Source organism: Streptomyces sp. NPDC058872 (genome assembly GCF_042743065.1).
In the GTDB taxonomy this organism is placed as follows: domain Bacteria; phylum Actinomycetota; class Actinomycetes; order Streptomycetales; family Streptomycetaceae; genus Streptomyces.
On sequence record NZ_JBHYMK010000064.1, the window covers coordinates 1 to 16,295 of the forward strand.

The following is a 16,295-nucleotide window of genomic DNA, read 5'->3' on the forward strand; positions in this document are numbered from 1 at the left end:
CGTTTGACGCCGAAGCCGGACATCTTGCGTTTGATGACGCGGGGGTTGAAGCGTCTGCGGCGAGCGGGCAGCAGGTGCCGGGCTATCTCGTGCAGGCCCTCTGCCAGGGCTGCGGCCAGGTGGTCAGGGGGAAAAGGCCGCCTGTGCGGTGACCTGTCGGCGCGCGAGGCGGATGCTGCGGGTGAAGGAGAGCCGGTCGGCGTCGAGTTGGGCGGCGTCCGCAGTGACGTGCATGAGGCTGCGGATCGCGTAGTGGACGAGCAGGTGGCCCCAGACTTCCTGCTCGACGCCCTCAGGTGAACGGGACCGCAGGACCTGGGCGGGGCCGCGCTGATGGGTCTTGAGCTCGTCCAGTGCGGTCTCGATCTCCCACCGCTCGTGATAGAGGGCGGCAAGGTCGGTGGCGGGGGCGGCGTCGGGGTCGAGGATGGTGGTGATCAGTCGGTAGGGCGCATCCTGCTCCGGGAGGCCCGGGCCTTGCAGGGTGTACTCGATGACCCGCACCACCTCGGGGTCGGCGCGTTTGCGGTGGTCCTTCGCGGTGACGATCTCCGACAGGTACGAGCCGTCGGGCAGTTCCTGACGGACCGGCAGTACCTGGTGGGCGCGGACCCGCCACAACAGGTCCGCGCCGCCGGCCGAGGCCGCCCGCCACAGCTCCAGGCCGGTGAACCCGCGGTCGGCCAGCAGCAGATCCCCTACGCCGAGATGACCGAACAGGCTGCGGGCCAGGGCCGGTTCGGATGATGACAGCGGCCCCAGAGCGGCGGCAGTGATGGCGTGGGTGCCACACTCGGCCAGTGCCACCATCCGCACCTGCGGATACGCACATCGCTCGGTCCGATGGGTCTTCGGCCGCCCGAAGTACGCGGCGTTCGCCTCGCTGTCGGGCACGTCGAAGACCGTGCCGTCGACCGCCACCAGCCTCCACCGCCCATACCGGGCACCCCGGGTCCCCTCGGTCGCCAACGGCCGGGCAACCTCGGCGAACAGCGCCTCCAAAGGCTCCGGCCCCAGCTTCACCCGCGCCCGCGAGATCGCCGCCGTGGTCGGCACCTGCCACGCGCCCGACCAACGCTTCGCCCAGGTCAGCCCCTGCGTGAGCAGTCGCGCGACCTCCTCGTACCCCTGCCCAGAGAACAAGCACATCGCCAGCACGAAGTACACCACCACCCGCGGCGGCAGTAGCCGCGTGCGCTGGCCCGAGCGACCGGACTCGGCGATCACCCGGTCCACCAGCTCCGGCGGAAACGTACGCGTCAGCAGCCCGACCGCGATCCGGTCCGACAACCGCTCATCCGTCTCCGGCTTGACCTGCCCAGGGCGTGGCATCCAGGCACCTCCTGGATGCCACGCTACCAGCAGCGACCCTTAAGTCACTGGTATTGAGGCTAGAGGATGTTCCAGGGGAGCTGCGTGTCCCTCCTCCTAAGCCCGTCGAATCGCCGCCGGATCTCACTCAAAGACTCAGGAGCATGTCGAACTTTTCGTGCGTTAGTGGTGATCATGCGCAGCTCCCGAATATCACGCAAAACCGAGTAGCCGGCGTATTTCGTTACGTCCCACCCGTAGGTGCTCGCGAAGGCTTGGTAGTGAGCTTGGCCGTAGCCGAACCGCCGACAGTGGACTTCGACCGTGACGAGGTCCCATTCCGGCTGACCATGGGCGACCGTGTCCCAGTCGCACAGCACCGCAGATCCGTCGGTGGTGTGCAACGCGTTTCGGTGCTGTGGGTCGCCCTGTATCAGCCCGGGGGGAAGAGCGAAGTCGACTCCCCACAATGCCCCCTCGAGTCGGTCTGCCTCCTCCTCCATGTATCGGATGGCTGCGGCAGGGAGACATGTGATCGCGGTCAGTGAGCGGCGGATAGCACGGATGTTGTCGTGCTCAGCAAGTGCGATCGGGGGCGGAGGCAGTGAGTGGAGCGCCTTGAGGGGACCGGCCAGCTGCCCGGCCGCCACCGGGTGCTCGGGTTGCGGCAGGTAGGTCCAGAAGGTGACAGAGTGCCCATCGACGATCAGCGGCTGATCGCAAGGGTGCAGCGGGGCGGTAGGAAAGCCTGCTTCGATGAGCCAGCGTACGAAGGTGACCGTGCGCGCAACGCTCTCGACGTCTGTTCCCTTCCGAGCAATCTTGGCCACCACCTGCTCCTTCTCCAGGAGGAGAACCGCGTTGGTGTGACCGCGCAGCAGACGCGCATCACGGCTGTCGAGGCCGGCCTTCGCGCATGCCCGCTCTAGTACCTGGTACATCTCGAACTCGTCGAACCCACCCGGGGCCGGCGTGATTGTCATGTCGCACAGGCTTACCGACACGGGCCCGTCCTGTCACATCCGGCCTGGCGGAAGCTCGATGATCTCAAGAAGCTCGCGCGCCGCCCGGCCTGTCCGTATCACCGCCGGAAGGACCTCTACAACCTCGCGGGCTCTTTCCTCCACGATCGGTGTGCGGTGGGCGGGGTCCATCCGCAGGAAGGTAGCGCCGGCCAGCTGGCACGCTTCGTCAGGGCTTCGGTCCCGCGCGTAGCAGATGGCTGCTTCAAGCCGGAGGAGGGCAGGATCGATCCCTGTCTTGTCCTGGTAGAGGACGAGCGCCTGCTCCTGGACCTGGCGGGCCTCGCGCGTGTGCCCGAGAGCGGTCAGCGTCCCGCTCTTGTAGAGCAGGTAGCGGCGCTCCGGAAAGGCGAAGGCATCGTCCGCCGAGTCTCCGCCGAACTGTTCAAACACCTTCGTCGCGTAGCGCAGTGCGGCCTCGGCCTCGGCCTCGGCGCCAAGCTTGGCCAGGGCCCGCGCCTCTGCTGCTGCCGAGAAGGCGTGCGTGGCGCTGGTTCGTGCTCTGCTGCTGATCACCCTGGCCTCCCGGCACAGATTCACCGCCTGGGTGATCGGACCGTAGTAGAAGGGCAGCATCGCGGCCTGAGCCCTGACGCGAGCTCGAAGCTCCGAGTTTCCGCTGTCGTCCGCAGCGGTACGCGCTGTGGCGTACCAAGATCGCGACCGCGTGAGGTCGCCAAGCTTCATGAGCGCGTCGGCAGTCAGCGTGGAGAGCATCGCAGTCAGCTCCGAGAGCCGAACTTGGACGGCGGCCGGCTGTCGGCATGCGGCCAGCTCCTCGACCTCGGCAAGGAGGTCCAGAAGGCGGGTGAGCATCAGGGCCGGCGGGGTGGAGATGTACTCCTGGCTGGCCCAAAGGACCATCTCGTCGATGTGGTCCAGCTGGCTGGAGTTGACCGTCGCGGAGGCCAGGGTACGGTCCACCGCACGCCGCGCGGCGTCGACCCTGTGCGAGAGGTGCTCGGCAGCCGTCGGGATCCGCTCGCCGATGGCGGACATGGAGGTGATCTCGGCGCGGTGCCCATGCCGGGACTCTGCCCGGAGGACGATGCCGGCGACGGCCTCGGTGTCTTCCAGGCCCAGATCCCCGGGCGAGCAGCCATAGAAGGCGGCGAGCACGAGCACGGTGGTGCGAAGCGGTTGATGCCCTCCCGTTTCCCAGAGCCGCAGCTGTTCCACGGTGACCCGGGGGCCCCTGTCCAGGTCAGAGACGAGCTCGCGGATCTGGTCCGCTGCCTCGGTCAGGGTGAGGCCCTTGGCCAGACGCTGTGCGCGCAAGGGGGAGACGGAGCAGTGCGCCTGAATTGTACGGGCGATCTCGTCGGTTGAGTGTCCGCGTTCGGCACCGCTCGCACGTAACCGCTTTGCGCAGGACGGACGATGAGGTCCAGGGCCACGTCGCATGGAGTTGATTCCCTTCGAACTCGCCGACCAGCGTACTGACATGCTGTCCGCTCTGCGTCAAGAAGACGCGGCTCCGTCAAGTACGGCCCTGGAATACGTGAAGCGTCACGCAAGCCAGTCACGTTTACGTGAACCGTCACGGTTGCCGCTCGTGGTGCACGGGGGCAACTCTTGCCCTCCTCGGGCTTCCCGAGACCACAAGCCGCTCGCCGGCCACGACACCTGACGGTCTTGGCTCGTGAGCCTGCGGGTGCCGCCGCGCTCCGGACATCGGCCGGCGGCACCCGCCATCCAGGATTGGGGGTGCGCTCAATGACGTCGACTCGGAAGACCGGGCAGTTCCTCGCTGTCCTGGCGCACGATGTCGAGGCGGAACTGGCTACGATCCATCTCGCGAACTCGGGACAGGCCGTGCCCCAGTCGCGGCAGTTCCTCCAGGAAGAGCTCATGGGCTGGGGATTCAGCCGCAAAGACGAGCTGACGGACCGCGTCCTTCTCGTGGCCAGCGAGCTGGTGACGAACTCCGTGCTTCATGGTCGAACTCGGCCGGCGGGCGAGACCGAGACGCTCGGGCTGTCGCTCTCCGTCAAACCCGGCGCGGCACTCGGCATCCTGGTGACTGACAACTCGCCGAATGTTCCCGCGCCGGTGTTCCGGCCCGACACCGCGGACGGTGGGCGCGGTCTCCGGCTCGTCTCCGCGATTGCCGACCACTGGACGGCGGCTCCCGCGACACGTGATGGAGAGGTTGTCGGCAAGGGAGTGTGGGCCTTCTTCCGCTGGCCGGGCGAGGCGGAGGTACCCGCTCGTAAGCGTGCGGTCGCCTCGATCGGATGCACGGCTGTGGAGGCGCGGTGATCGTCGCCATCGGCGGTCGGCAGCGTACGGGCAAGTCGGAATTGGCCAGACATCTCGCGATCGTCATCGGCGGGGTCCTGCTCGACCTCGCCCAACTGCGAACCGTGATGTTCCCTACGTCCCGCACCACCTCGCACGAGCAAGCGGCCCGCCTCTACGAGTGGCTGTTGCAGGCCGCGGTGTGGAATCTCCACCAGCGCCCCACTTCCCCGGTAGTCCTCGATGCTCATCCCCTCACACGGGCCCGCGATGTGCGAGCGCTCCGGCATCTCGCCGGCGGTATAGGCCACCGCCTTCACGTCATCGAATGCGTCCGCACAGCCCCTGTGTCGGAGGATCCCGCTCAAAAGGCCCACAAGGACGCTGAAGGGCCCCCGGGAGACGCCGGGAGCGCGGGTTCGATTCTGGCTCCGAAGATCGTCGTGGACACCCAACAGCCCATGGCCGAGTGCATCGCGGAGATTCTGCACGCACTCGCCGACTCCCCTAAAACTGCGCGATTTCCGCACGCGCCGCATCCCTATGCCAGCGAGCCTCCCACGGCTCATTCCTGCCACTGATAGCCGCACGACGCACGGAGTAGAGCGAACGTCCGTCTGGCTCCCTGGCTCCTCCCGGCCTCCGAGCGCTCGGCAATCTCCGCTCGTGCCCCCCGGGAACTGACCACCGGAAGCCGCCGGCTTGCTCGTCCACCGCTCCCGTCTCCTGCCGTACCCACAAGGACTCCCACCATGTGTCAGCACCAACCCCCGTGCCCGAGCGCCGACTCCGCAGACCGTGAGGCGGCCCGTCTCTCGGCCCATCACCCCGAGCAGGGGTGGAGCCTTCTGTGCAACGGCGTCCTGCTCTTCGAGGACACCGGTGAGCTGCTGCCCGACGGCCAGATCATCGCCCCGCACCGTCCCATGACCGCGGCGGTGGCCGCGTGAGCGCCCTGCCCGCCATCCCGCACCAGCACGCGGTCGACCGCGTGCCGGTCGTCGGCCCGCGAATCGAGGACCATGCCCTGCTGGGCGACCAGAAGGGCAGTGCCCTGGTCCGCCGGGACGGCAGCATCGTCTGGCTGTGCATGCCTCGGTTCGACGACGCGGCCGTCTTCGCCGGCCTCCTGGGCACGGAGGAGCACGGCTTCTGGCAGATCGCGCCCACCGTGCTCATGGACGGCACCGCCATCCCCGCCTCCGGCCGCCAGTACGCGGGCAACTCGCTGATCCTGCAGACCACATGGAGCCACGCCACGGCGAGCGTCGTCGTCTCCGACTTCATGGTGCCCGGCGGTGGCTCCCCGCGCCTGGTGCGGGTCGTGACCGGGCTCTCGGGCACGATGACCATGCGGTCGCTGCTGCGGGCCCGCCCCGACTACGGAGCCATCGTCCCCCGGATCGTCGAGTTCGACGGGCACCACGCGATCGACCTGCCGGAGCACGACGGTGGCCGGCTGTGGCTCGACGCCACCGTCCCCGTGCACGTCGACCGCGCCGACCTCGTCTCGGATTTCACCGTCACCGCCGGCCAGACGGTCGCCTTCGGCCTCTCCTGGCGCGAGGGCGTGGACAGTCCGCGGGCCGTGCCCGTCGACGATTCCCTGCTGAAGTTCAGCCTGGACTTCTGGGAGGCGTGGGCGGAGCGCTGCACCTACTCCGGCCCCGATCGCGAGGCGGTCGTCCGCTCCCTGATCACGCTGGGCGCCCTCGTCTACTCCCCGACAGGCGCGATCGTGGCCGCGCCGACGACCTCGCTGCCGGAGGAGATCGACGGTGTCCGGAACTACGACTACCGCTTCGCCTGGCTGAGGGACGGGGCGCTCACCGCCGGAGCCCTGCGCAAGTACGGCTATCTGAGCGAGGCGCTCGCCTGGGTGAGCTGGGCTGTGCAGGCCACCCACGGCCAGGACCGGCGGCAGATCATGTTCGGGGTCGGCGGCGAGAGGGACTTGCCGGAGAGGGAGCTGGGCTGGCTGCCGGGGTACGAGCAGTCCACGCCGGTCCGTATCGGCAACGCCGCCGCGGACCAGCTCCAGGTCGACGTCTACGGCGAACTCGCCGTAGAGCTCTACGAACTCGCCCAGGCGGACAGCAGCTGGTCCCGGTGGCTCGGTTCGTTCATCGTCGCGCTCGCCGAGGAGCTGGAGCGGGTCTGGGACCGGCCCGACTCGGGCATCTGGGAGATGCGCGGTCCGGAGCGCCACTTCACCCATTCCAAGATCATGGCCTGGGTGACCTTCGACCGCGCCGTCCGCGCGATCGAGGCCAGCCACGCCGACGGGCCGCTGGAGCGGTGGCGGGCGCTGCGCGAGACGATCCACGCCGAGGTGTGCGAGAAGGGCTTCGACGACGACCTCGCCTCCTTCACCCAGTCGTACGGGTCACGGGAGCTGGATGCCTCGCTCCTGCACGCCATGCTCGTGGGTTTCCTGCCCGCCGACGACAAGCGGGTGATCGGCACCATCGAGGCCGTCCAGCGTGAGCTGGGCACCGACGACGGACTCGTCCTGCGCTACCGCACCGCCGGCGACGATGTCGGGGCCGACGGATTCCCCGGCGACGAGGGACGCTTCCTCGTCTGCACCGGGTGGCTCGCCGAGTCCCTCGCCCTGATCGGCCGGCCCGACGAGGCCCGCATCGTCCTCGGCAGCCTCCTCGCCGTCCGCAACGGACTCGGCCTGCTCGCCGAGGAGTACGACCCGGCCACCGGCCGCCAGCTCGGCAACTTCCCTCAGGCGTTCAGCCACGTCGGTCACCTCGGCGCGACGGCCGCACTCGCGGACCTCCCTGCCTTCAGCTCGCCCCACCTAGTGGGAGCGGAGTCGTGACGGCCTGGACGCACACCCGCTCGTTCGTGGGCGGCTGGGACATGCCTTCCTGGATATCGGGCAGCAGCGAGACCCTCCGCGCTCGCTGTGGCGAGGACTTCACCGCGGTCCGCGTCCCGGCCGACCTCGCCCGCCCGTCGCTGACCGCGCTGGGCCCGCGCACCGGACCCGTGCTCGCCAACAGCACCACGCGAGCATGGCACTTCCTGCTGCCGCCCGATTCCGTCCTCCCGCACGACTGGCCCTACGGCGTCCGGGTCATGCCGAAGGGCAGACCCATAGGCATCCCGCCGCTGACAACGACCGGCGGCCGGGACGTTCACTGGGCCGTGCCCCCCGGCCAGGGCGTCACCTCGCCCGCCGACCTTCACCGCGTCCTGCACGGCCCGCTTCTCCCTGCCGTCCTCACCCATGCCCCGACGGGACCACGACTCCCCAGCAGGGCACCGGCCCGCGTCACCGCCCCGTCCAAGCCGCGCCCGCTCACCCCGGCCCAGCTGACAGTCGGGCGACTGCTGCTCACCGGCGCGTCGGACACGCAGATGGCCGAGGAGCTGGGAATGCCCGTCGGGACCATCCGCCAGCACCTGAGCCGGATCGGCCGCTACTTCGGCGCGCCCACCGCCGTCCGCAAAGCCGCCGCCCTGCTCGCAGGCGGCCACGTCGCTCCCCCTGCCGTGTCGATGCTGGCCCCCGAGCTTTCCCCAGCCGACCTCGCCGTCCTGCGCGTCCTCGCCGGCCTCGCCACGGACGACGACCTCCCAGACGAACTCCGGTCCAGCGGCCCGTTCCTCGACCACGTCGACGAGCTGCGCGAACGGTGCAGAGCCCGCACCGACCCGCACCTCATCGCCCTGGCCGCCTTCTGGGGCCTCCTGCCCAGCCTCTTCAACCCCGCCTCCGGAAAGGAGCAGCCGTGACCCACAAGGCACGCTTACCCGTCCCCGCCACCCGAGTCGGATGGTCCGCCTTCGATCTCCTCGAAACCATCCCCGGCCTCATGATCCTCGGCATGAACGCCGTCGGTATCACCCTGGCCGGAAGCCTGGTCGCCCACGAGATCGACAGCGCCCAGGAACGCGCCGCCGCGTCCGCGCCGGACCTGGAGCCGCACGCCGAAGAGCAGCCGCAGTACGCGGCCAACGCCACGGCCAGCAGCACCCACATTTACCGCTACGAACCCCACGCGCTGGGCCCCGCCCACCACACCGTCCCGATCCACGATGGCGACCACAGCAAGGAGGTCTGGTCGTGACCCGCGGAACCTTCGCCCCATACATCGGCGACCGGCCGCCCACGCTGGAGGAACTGGACCAGGAGCTGGAGAAGATCGCCACCGAGCACCCGGCGGCCTGCGCCCTCCGCGAGATCGGCCGCTCCCGCGCCGGCCGTCCCATGCTCATGCTGACCATCCCCGGAGGCCCCGAGCACGTCCTCGTCATCGGCGCCCCGCACCCGAACGAACCGATCGGGCTCGCGGTGATCCCCGCGCTCGCCCGGTACATCGCCGAACACCCCGAGGACCGCAAGACGGTCACCTGGCACCTCGTGGGATGCGCCGACCCCGACGGCGTCGCGGCCAACCAGGACTGGTGGTCGAGGACCTGGCCTCCGACAATGGCGTCGTACCACCGCGGCCTGTACCGGCCCACGGCCGCCGCACAGCCCGAGTGGACCTTCCCCACGGAGTCGTTCAACGCGCCCCTGCCGGAGACCCGCGCCCTCATGAGCGTGATCGACGACGTGCGGCCGGCCCTGACCGTCTCGCTCCACGGGAGCGACTCCGGCGGTGTGTGGGCGATGACCTCCCGTGCCGAGCCCGGCCTCGCTCCGGTCATGGCGGACCTGGCGGCCCGGTACGGCTTGCCCGTCGAGGAGACGCCCTCGGACTGCATCGGCCTCCCCTCCATCGGGACCGGCGCCTACCTCCTGGCACCTCCGGCCGTCGCCAAGGTGGACGGCGACAGCAGCAGGGGCGACGACCAGGAGTGGAAGCCCGCCGGATCCAGCAGCGCCCACTACACCGACCGGCACGGCGGCCTCGGCGTCTTCACAGAGGTCCCGATGTGGGCGTCCACCTCCCTCAAGCTCTCGCCCCAGGAAGCCATCGGCATCCTCGAAGACGCCCGCCACGTGCTCGGCGACCTCATCGCCGAGCACGCCGCAGTCCCGAACGAGGAATCTGTGTTCCTGTCCGCCGCGAAGGAGATTCTCTCGATCCTCCCCGTGATGATCCGGCAGATCCAGCAGAGCCCCGGATCCGGCAAGGGGCAGGACCTGGTCCTCCTCGTCCCGGCGCGCGCCGCGGGCATGCTCCTGCGCCACAGCAACCAGCCCCTCGCCACCGGCCCCTACAGCAACCAGCTCCACGAGCGGCGAGCCAAGACCGAGGCCATCCTGCTCGCCTGGTGCCGCCGGGCGGAACAGGCCCTCCGCCCCCGGCCCCTTCCGCTGTCCCACACCGCCGGATACCAGACGGACTTCGTCCTGGCCATGGCCCGGACGCTTCCGCCGGGACCCCCGGTCGGCGTCGGCGCGGCGACCGACGGCCCCCGCTGACCAGCCGGCCGCCAACGGCCAGCCCCGCCTGCGGCATCAGTTCCTACCGGGTGGCGCAGGCGCCCGTCACCCGCACCACCCACGGACGCCTTGCTCACCCCGAAGGCCGCACCGTACTCCCTTGTCCCCGACCACCCTTCTCTGTCTCCCGGAGCCCCTCTGTGACAGCGGCACCCGAGATCCACACCAAACCGCCCTTCCTCAACCGCGCCCAGGGCGTGAAGCGGTCGTTCGCCCTGATGCTGATGGGCGAAGGCATCGGTCACGCGGGGTCTGCTGTGCACGCCATCGCCCTACCAGCGCTCGCCGTCCTCTACCTCCACGCCGACCCGGGGCAGGTCGCCCTCCTGGCCTGCGCCGCGAGGCTCCCCGCTCTGGTGGTCGCGCTGCCCGCGGGCGTGGTTCTGGACCGCCACCCGCTGCGCACCATACTGATCTCGACGGACCTGACCGCGGCTGCCCTGGTGAGCGTGATCCCCCTCGCCGCCGCCTTCGACCGGCTGTCGATGCCGCTCCTCTACGCCGTCGCCCTCGCCCTGGGCACCGCATCGACGCTGCACTCGGCCACGTCGCTCGCGGCCATCCCCAGGCTGGCCGCTCCGGGACAGCTGCACCAGGCCCACGCCCGCCTCACTGCCGTGTTAACCATCGCCGGCACTACCGGCGCCGCTTTGGGCACTCTCCTCGTGGCCACAGTCGGCGCAGCCCGGGCCTTCGCCGTCGACGCCCTGTCGTACGTCGTCTCCGCGTGGTGCGCGGCCCGGATCCGCGCCCTGTCCGCCCCCGTCCAAGTTCGGACCGAGCGGCAGCCGGCGATCCTCGCGATTCGAGAGGGCGTCGCCCACTGCGCGAGCGATCGGGTACTGCGTCCGCTGCTCCTGGCCTTGGCCGTTACTGGCGTAGGGGACGGGCTGACCGCACCGCTCCTGCCCTACCACCTTCTGCACACCGTGCAGAAGGGGACCACGGGCCTCGGCATGATCATGGGCGCCGGCAGCCTCGGCGGGCTCATCGGGGCACTCCTCGCTCCCAGGCTCGCCCGCCGGCACGGGACCGGCCTGGTCCTCCTTTGCGCCTGGCCCGTCTACGCGCTGATGCACGTCCCCCCGATGCTCGCCCAGCCGGGCCCAGCCTGGCTCGCGATCCTCGTCGGCAGCGGATTCCTCCATTGGGCGACGGCGACCTGTATCGGTACGACCCAGCGTTCCATACAGCAGCAGACCAGCCCTGCACGACTCCGCTCTCGCGTCCAGCAGACCAGCCTGTGGCTCACCACCGGAATCCTGCCGCTCACCGCGCTTGCCGCCGGCGCCCTCAGCACCCTCATCAGCGTCCGCGCCGTGATGGCCATCGGGGTGATCGCCCTCCTGCTGCCCGTGGGGATGTTGTGGCGCTCACCCGTCCGACGTCTGACGGCCAAGGACGAGGGGGGCGCTCAATGAAGCTGTCCGACAACGGCGAAAAGCAGCAGGCCCACTGCTCTGAAACGGACGCTCCCCTGCGTCGCCGCCCAGCGGAGGATTCCGATCCCGTACCAGCGGAATGGACTGGAACAGCTGAGGGCAGCTCAGCGTACGGCCGGTACACCGGGCAGCGTGCGCTGCCACTGGGTGGGTTCCATCGCGGCGGCGGCGTCCGCGAGGCTGCGGGCGGAGTCTGTCTTCAACGCGGCGCGGCACCTTTCGATCTTGCCGTCGGTGCGGTAGCCGACCGCCCGGTACTCCAAGGCCCGGTAAAAGCAGTCCAGTTTGTCGGCGTCGCGCGCGCACCTGGCTTCGAGGGTCTCCCCGACTTCGAACTCCTCGACGGCCGCCGTGACGGCGCTCCCGACGGACGGGTGCGCGCCGGTCACCTGGTCGGCTGTCACCTTCCGCGGGTCAGCGGTCGCGACGTAGCGACGGGTGACCGGCGTCTGATCACCGACACGGGTCTCGTGGAGATCGTGGAGCGCACACAGCAGGGCAGTGCGGGCGGGGTCGGCGCCTTCCATCGCGGCCAGTGCGACGCCGATGACGGTGGTGCGGTGGCTGTGCTCGGCGACGGTCTCGGTGGCAGAGAGGGGAACGCCGTCGTAGGGCCAGCCGGTGCGCGGCTGGTTGCGCAGGGCGCCGGCCTCGAAGAGCAAGGCGGCTGTGGCGGCGGTCTCGGCGTCGGTGGGTGCGTGTTCGGGCACGTCGTTTCTCCTGGCGGTTCGTCAGTTCGGCTGCGAGAGACGGTAGTGGACCGATTCGAAGTCGCGTCGCGATACCGGGGACAGGACCCCGGCGTCGAGGAGCTCGACAGCGCGCCCGCCCAGACGCCGGGCGGCGGCGGGGTCGGCGAGCGGCAGCCAGGGGTGAAGGTGGAGCAGGGTGTGGAGGGAGTGCACGTACAGGTCGACGGTGCCGGGCGCGTCGTGGAGCGAGCCGGCCAGCTGCTGGAACAGGTGGACCGGGCTCCACGCGGTCGGATCCGGCCGGTGGAGGAACCCGTCGTCCGGCTGGGTGGGCGGCATGGAGCCAAGCCAGTAGGCCCAGTAGGCGAGGTTGGCGAGCTCGCTGTGCTGGTCGTCGGCCATGGCGTCGACGAAGTCGCGCAGGGGAACCGGGTCGCCCTGGCGGGCAGCGACCGTCGCGGCGGTGCGGGCCTCGATCCAGCGCGGCGTGTAGTCGCGCAGGGCCAGAGCCGGGCGCATGGTGCGCAGCGCCGCCTCAGCCCAGTCCCCGGCGTCGGGGGCCGGATCGTAGGACGCGAGGTAGAGGCTCTGGCGGCGCAGGAGCAGCCCGCGCTCCCCCGCCCGGTCGGCGCTTTCCGCGGTCCGGCGAAGCTGGGCGAAGAAGTCCGCCCGGTCGGCGGCCGAGAGCTGCGGTCCGGCGGGGACGGGGCCGCGGCGCGTCCGGGTGGCGCGCGACCGCAGGGCGGGCGGGATGATGCCGCGTACCGCCCAGGCGACCAGGTGCGCCGTCTCGCGGGACTGCACCCAGCCCGCCAGCGGGTGGTCGGCGGGGTCGGCCGGCGGGTGCAGCACGGCGGTGAGGATCCGGTCGGCGTCCATCGCGGCCTCCAGCCAGCCGAGCAGGGATCCGTCGGCGCCCAGGAGCGCCAGGCGGCGGCGCAACTGCAGCAGGTCCATCGTGCGGACGTTGCCGAGCGGCCGGCGCCCGCTCTCCCAGCCCTGGACGGTGCCGAGGTCGATATCCAGATGCTCGGCCAGGACGGTCTGCGGGAGGGGGATGCTCTCGCGCAGTATCCGAAGGATGAACCCCGAGACCACGCCGGTAGCGGCCCAGCTCCGGCTCCCGGTCCCCATGTCGGTTCCTTCCGGTCGACCCCGGCTGTGCCCCCTGCCCGCCCGCGCAGACAAACCCGTACCGGGAGTGAGTCTTCTTCAGAACACGGTCTTCCTAGGCTAGTTCGGCGAGCTGAGCCGCGAGTGATGGTTCGGGGCATCGGCCAGAGCGCACAGCGCACTGCCACCCCCGCTCGATGTCCGACCGCCCGGGTGCCGTTGCCCGAATCCCTGTTCCTGCTTCCGGTCCGTCGTGCTCGTACGGGCAGCGACCGGGCCGGTCGACCGTTCGAGAGGAGATCGACGTGCAGCTGAATCGGGCGAACTCCGCGCCGCCCTACCCTGCCGGGCCCAGTGGGCCGACCTGGCTGGTGACTCCCGGTATCGCGCCCGCGCGTTTCGACACGGCGGTCGGCTCCGGCGCCGATGTGGTGCTGCTCGACCTGGAGGATTCGGTGCCGGCCGGGTCCAAGGCCGATGCCCGAGCGGCCGTCCTGGCGTTCGCCGGTGCCCGCACGCGGGGGGCCGGCGGGCCGCTGCTGGGCGTGCGGATCAACGCGGTGGACGGCGCCGAGGGCCTGCGGGACCTTGCCGCCATGGACGAAGGGAGGTTGCGGCCGGACCTCGTCGTAGTGCCCAAAGTTGAGTCGGGCCGCGAGATCGAGGCCGTCGTGCAGGCCGCGCGCGGGGCGCAGACAGCGCCGAAGGTCTGGGCGCTGATCGAGTCCCCGCGGGGAATCGTCGAACTGTCCTGCATCGTGCAGTCACCGGGTCTGGCGGGCGTGCTCTTCGGCGCCGCCGACTACGCGGCGGCGGCTGGGTGCCAGCTCACGTCCCGGGCGATGTGGTACCCGCGCGCTCAGCTCGTCACTGCGTCCGCCGCTGCCGGGATTCCGGCCGTGGACTCGCCCTTCTTCTCTCTCGATGACCAGGACGGGCTGCGCCGGGACGCCCTGGAGGCGGTCGAGCTGGGCTTCGCGGGCAAGGTCGCTGTCCACCCGCGCCAGCTGAGCGTCATCGCGCAGGCGTTCGCTCCGAGCCCGCGCGAGCTCGAGGCGGCTCGTGCGGTGCTCGACGCGGCCTCCGCGGTGGCCAAGGCGGGCGGCGCCATCACCACGGCGGACGGCGTGATGGTGGGGCCGCCGCTCGTCGAGGCCGCCCTCGCCGTCGTCCGCCGAGCCGGCCATCGCCCCGCCGTCACCACCACCTCTGTCACGAAAGCGAGCTGATGATGCAGAAGCAGCAGCCCCCGTCATCCGTCCCGGCTGGGTTCCGCCAGGTGGAGGACGGCCGCCTCCGGGAGGTCGTCGGCCTGGGCCTGGACGACCTCGTGCCCGGCCTGGTCATCGAGCACCGGCCGGCCCGGACGGTGACCGAGGCCGAGCACGTGCAGGTCCTCGCGCTGATGGGCAATGAGGCGCCGGTCCACTCCGACACCGAGTACTGCCGCCGTACCGGCCACCCGCGGGTTCTGGTGTGCGGGATGCTCACCCTCAACATCGTGCTCGGGATGACGGTCCGCACCACCAGCGGCATGACCACCGGCAACCTCGCCCTGGACGAGGTCAGCTGGAAGAAGCCCGTCCACGTCGGCGACACCCTGTCCGCGCGCAGCACCGTCCTGTCCGCCCGCCGCTCGAACAGCCGCCCCGACCAGGGCATCGTCACCTGCCGGGTCGACGGGTTCAACCAGCGTGGCGAGCTGGTCGTCACCGGCACCCGCACCTTCTTCGTCCCCGCCGACCCGGACGTCGTCCGCGACGCCACCGGCTACTAGAAGAAGGGGAGCCACCATGGACGTGGAGTTCACCGAGGCCGACGACGCCCAGTGGGAGGAGTACGACGCTCTGGCCCGCCGCGCCTACGGCCAGCCGGTGCCCGACATCACGCGCCTGGGACCGTACGCGGACCGGCGGGTGGCGCTGCGCGGCGGCCGGGTCGTCGCCGGGGGCATGGGCATGCTCGTGCCGCAGTGGTTCGGCGGCCGGCCGGTGCCCGCCGCGAGCATGGGCTGCGGCTGCGTCGCCCCGGAGGAGCGCGGCGGCCGACTCGCCGCCCACCTCGTGCAGGAGAGGGTGCGCGCCCTGCAGGACCAGGGCGCGGTCCTTGCCACGCTGTGGACGGCCTCCAACGGCTACGTGCGGCGGCTGGGCTGGGAGGCCCCGGCACAGGTGTTCTCCTGGACGGTGCCCACCGCCGCCCTCAAGCAGGCCGCCGCCGACACGATGGAGATCACCCACGGCGACACCGCGCAGCTCGCGGACCTGCGGGACCGGCTGGCCGGGCGGTGGAACGGGCCGTGGCAGCGGCCCGCCTGGTGGGGCACCTGGCAGCAGGAACGGCATCCGGACCTGGAGACGTACGCGTTCGCCGCGCACGGGCGGGAGACGAGGGGTGTCCTGACGACGGCGACGCAGCGCACCCCGGGCGGCCGACAGCTGGTCGTCCACGACTTCTGGGCCGCCGACGCGCCGGCCACGGACGCGATGCTCGCCTTCCTCGGACGGCACCACGGCCGCATCCCCACGGTGATGTTCGAGCGCACCGGGCTGCCGCCCGGCCCGCTGCTGCAGCAGCGCCTCGCGAGCGTCGGCACGGCGACGGCCAGAGCCTGGCATCCGTGGATGCTGCGCGTCCTCGAACCCGCCCGTGCCGTCGAACTGCGCGGCTGGCCCGAGCACGTGGACGACGAGTTCGTGCTCGACCTCGCCGACCTGAACGGCGCCGGTTTCAGCCGCCAGACCCTGAGTATCAGTGCTGGCAGCGCCCGCCTCCTCCCCGGCGGCGCGCAGCGCGGCCGTACCGCCGACGTCACGCTGACCATGGGGCAGTTCTCGCTCTGGTACGCCGGCGGCTACCGCAGTCCGGCCACCGCCGCACTGGCGGGCCTGCGCGGGGAGGACTCCGTCCTCGCCCGCCTGCTCGCCGCCACCGCCGACCGGGAGCCGTGGCTCGCCGACTACTTCTGACCCTCGCACCCCGCCCGTTATCCGGCCGTTGAACCGGCGGGAACCGCAGCGCGCCCCTCGCACCCGCGTGCACGGCCCCACCTAATCCACCC

The 16,295-nt window shown here is 70.8% G+C and carries 16 protein-coding genes; 11 read left to right on the top strand and 5 right to left on the bottom strand.

Features of this window, described 5'->3' with window-relative positions:
* Window positions 1–123: 123 nt before the first annotated feature.
* The 3 genes from ACFW22_RS30075 to ACFW22_RS30085 are packed head-to-tail and all read right to left on the bottom strand — an operon-like array spanning window position 124 to window position 3,611.
* Complete coding sequence (locus ACFW22_RS30075) at window positions 124–1,332, bottom strand: IS4 family transposase (protein ID WP_384876555.1); 1,209 nt, start codon at window positions 1,330–1,332, stop codon at window positions 124–126.
* 59 nt (window positions 1,333–1,391) lie between these two features.
* Entirely contained in the window at window positions 1,392–2,294 is a 903-nt protein-coding gene (locus tag ACFW22_RS30080) for a phosphotransferase (RefSeq protein WP_111335808.1), read from the bottom strand.
* A 33-nt stretch (window positions 2,295–2,327) separates the two neighbouring features.
* A complete protein-coding gene (locus ACFW22_RS30085) occupies window positions 2,328–3,611 on the bottom strand; it encodes a helix-turn-helix domain-containing protein (RefSeq protein ID WP_384876557.1) in 1,284 nt (427 codons plus the stop codon).
* A gap of 438 nt (window positions 3,612–4,049) precedes the next feature.
* On the opposite strand from ACFW22_RS30085, the gene ACFW22_RS30090 reads away from it, so the two are divergent.
* The 8 genes from ACFW22_RS30090 (at window position 4,050) to ACFW22_RS30125 (ending at window position 11,408) form a co-directional block, all read left to right on the top strand.
* Window positions 4,050–4,595: an ATP-binding protein gene (locus ACFW22_RS30090; protein ID WP_384876559.1), complete on the top strand. Its 546-nt coding sequence runs from the start codon at window positions 4,050–4,052 to the stop codon at window positions 4,593–4,595.
* A complete protein-coding gene (locus ACFW22_RS30095) occupies window positions 4,592–5,155 on the top strand; it encodes an AAA family ATPase (RefSeq protein ID WP_384876561.1) in 564 nt (187 codons plus the stop codon). Before ACFW22_RS30090 ends, ACFW22_RS30095 begins: the two co-directional genes overlap by 4 nt.
* Before the next feature lie 171 nt (window positions 5,156–5,326).
* The gene (locus ACFW22_RS30100) at window positions 5,327–5,524 is read left to right on the top strand and encodes a DUF5999 family protein (RefSeq protein WP_384876563.1); all 198 of its coding nucleotides are present in this window, start codon (window positions 5,327–5,329) and stop codon (window positions 5,522–5,524) included.
* A complete protein-coding gene (locus ACFW22_RS30105) occupies window positions 5,521–7,407 on the top strand; it encodes a glycoside hydrolase family 15 protein (protein ID WP_384876565.1) in 1,887 nt (628 codons plus the stop codon). Before ACFW22_RS30100 ends, ACFW22_RS30105 begins: the two co-directional genes overlap by 4 nt.
* On the top strand, window positions 7,404–8,327 hold the full coding sequence (locus ACFW22_RS30110; RefSeq protein WP_384876567.1) for a helix-turn-helix transcriptional regulator: 924 nt from the start codon (window positions 7,404–7,406) through the stop codon (window positions 8,325–8,327). Before ACFW22_RS30105 ends, ACFW22_RS30110 begins: the two co-directional genes overlap by 4 nt.
* Complete coding sequence (locus ACFW22_RS30115; protein ID WP_384876569.1) at window positions 8,324–8,662, top strand: hypothetical protein; 339 nt, start codon at window positions 8,324–8,326, stop codon at window positions 8,660–8,662. Before ACFW22_RS30110 ends, ACFW22_RS30115 begins: the two co-directional genes overlap by 4 nt.
* Window positions 8,659–9,966, top strand: coding sequence for a M14 family zinc carboxypeptidase (locus ACFW22_RS30120; RefSeq protein ID WP_384876571.1), 1,308 nt, complete (start codon window positions 8,659–8,661; stop codon window positions 9,964–9,966). Before ACFW22_RS30115 ends, ACFW22_RS30120 begins: the two co-directional genes overlap by 4 nt.
* 161 nt (window positions 9,967–10,127) lie before the next feature.
* Window positions 10,128–11,408 (top strand): MFS transporter, encoded by a 1,281-nt coding sequence (locus ACFW22_RS30125; RefSeq protein WP_384876573.1) that lies wholly within the window; start codon window positions 10,128–10,130, stop codon window positions 11,406–11,408.
* 125 nt (window positions 11,409–11,533) lie between these two features.
* On the opposite strand, the gene ACFW22_RS30130 is transcribed toward ACFW22_RS30125, so the two are convergent.
* Window positions 11,534–12,139, bottom strand: coding sequence for an HD family hydrolase (locus tag ACFW22_RS30130; protein ID WP_384876575.1), 606 nt, complete (start codon window positions 12,137–12,139; stop codon window positions 11,534–11,536).
* Between the two features lie 21 nt (window positions 12,140–12,160).
* The gene (locus ACFW22_RS30135; RefSeq protein ID WP_384876576.1) at window positions 12,161–13,255 is read right to left on the bottom strand and encodes a helix-turn-helix domain-containing protein; all 1,095 of its coding nucleotides are present in this window, start codon (window positions 13,253–13,255) and stop codon (window positions 12,161–12,163) included.
* A gap of 284 nt (window positions 13,256–13,539) precedes the next feature.
* Here ACFW22_RS30135 and ACFW22_RS30140 point away from each other — a divergent pair, with 284 nt between their 5' ends.
* Genes ACFW22_RS30140 through eis form a run of 3 tightly spaced genes read left to right on the top strand, consistent with a single transcriptional unit; the run spans window position 13,540 to window position 16,203 of the window.
* A complete protein-coding gene (locus tag ACFW22_RS30140) occupies window positions 13,540–14,463 on the top strand; it encodes an HpcH/HpaI aldolase/citrate lyase family protein (protein ID WP_384876578.1) in 924 nt (307 codons plus the stop codon).
* Entirely contained in the window at window positions 14,463–15,011 is a 549-nt protein-coding gene (locus ACFW22_RS30145; protein ID WP_384876580.1) for a MaoC family dehydratase, read from the top strand. The genes ACFW22_RS30140 and ACFW22_RS30145 overlap by 1 nt, the downstream gene beginning before the upstream one ends.
* A gap of 16 nt (window positions 15,012–15,027) precedes the next feature.
* Complete coding sequence (gene eis / locus ACFW22_RS30150) at window positions 15,028–16,203, top strand: enhanced intracellular survival protein Eis (RefSeq protein WP_384876582.1); 1,176 nt, start codon at window positions 15,028–15,030, stop codon at window positions 16,201–16,203.
* Window positions 16,204–16,295 lie beyond the last annotated feature (92 nt).

Excerpts from the sequence above, each read along its gene's own strand:
- ACFW22_RS30090 (WP_384876559.1), top strand. The coding sequence starts at position 4,050 with ATGACGTCGACTCGGAAGACCGGGCAGTTCCTCGCTGTCCTGGCGCAC.
- ACFW22_RS30075 (WP_384876555.1), bottom strand. The coding sequence starts at position 1,332 with ATGCCACGCCCTGGGCAGGTCAAGCCGGAGACGGATGAGCGGTTGTCG.
- eis (WP_384876582.1), top strand. The coding sequence starts at position 15,028 with ATGGACGTGGAGTTCACCGAGGCCGACGACGCCCAGTGGGAGGAGTAC.
- ACFW22_RS30080 (WP_111335808.1), bottom strand. The coding sequence starts at position 2,294 with ATGACAATCACGCCGGCCCCGGGTGGGTTCGACGAGTTCGAGATGTAC.
- ACFW22_RS30135 (WP_384876576.1), bottom strand. The coding sequence starts at position 13,255 with ATGGGGACCGGGAGCCGGAGCTGGGCCGCTACCGGCGTGGTCTCGGGG.
- ACFW22_RS30145 (WP_384876580.1), top strand. The coding sequence starts at position 14,463 with ATGATGCAGAAGCAGCAGCCCCCGTCATCCGTCCCGGCTGGGTTCCGC.
- ACFW22_RS30100 (WP_384876563.1), top strand. The coding sequence starts at position 5,327 with ATGTGTCAGCACCAACCCCCGTGCCCGAGCGCCGACTCCGCAGACCGT.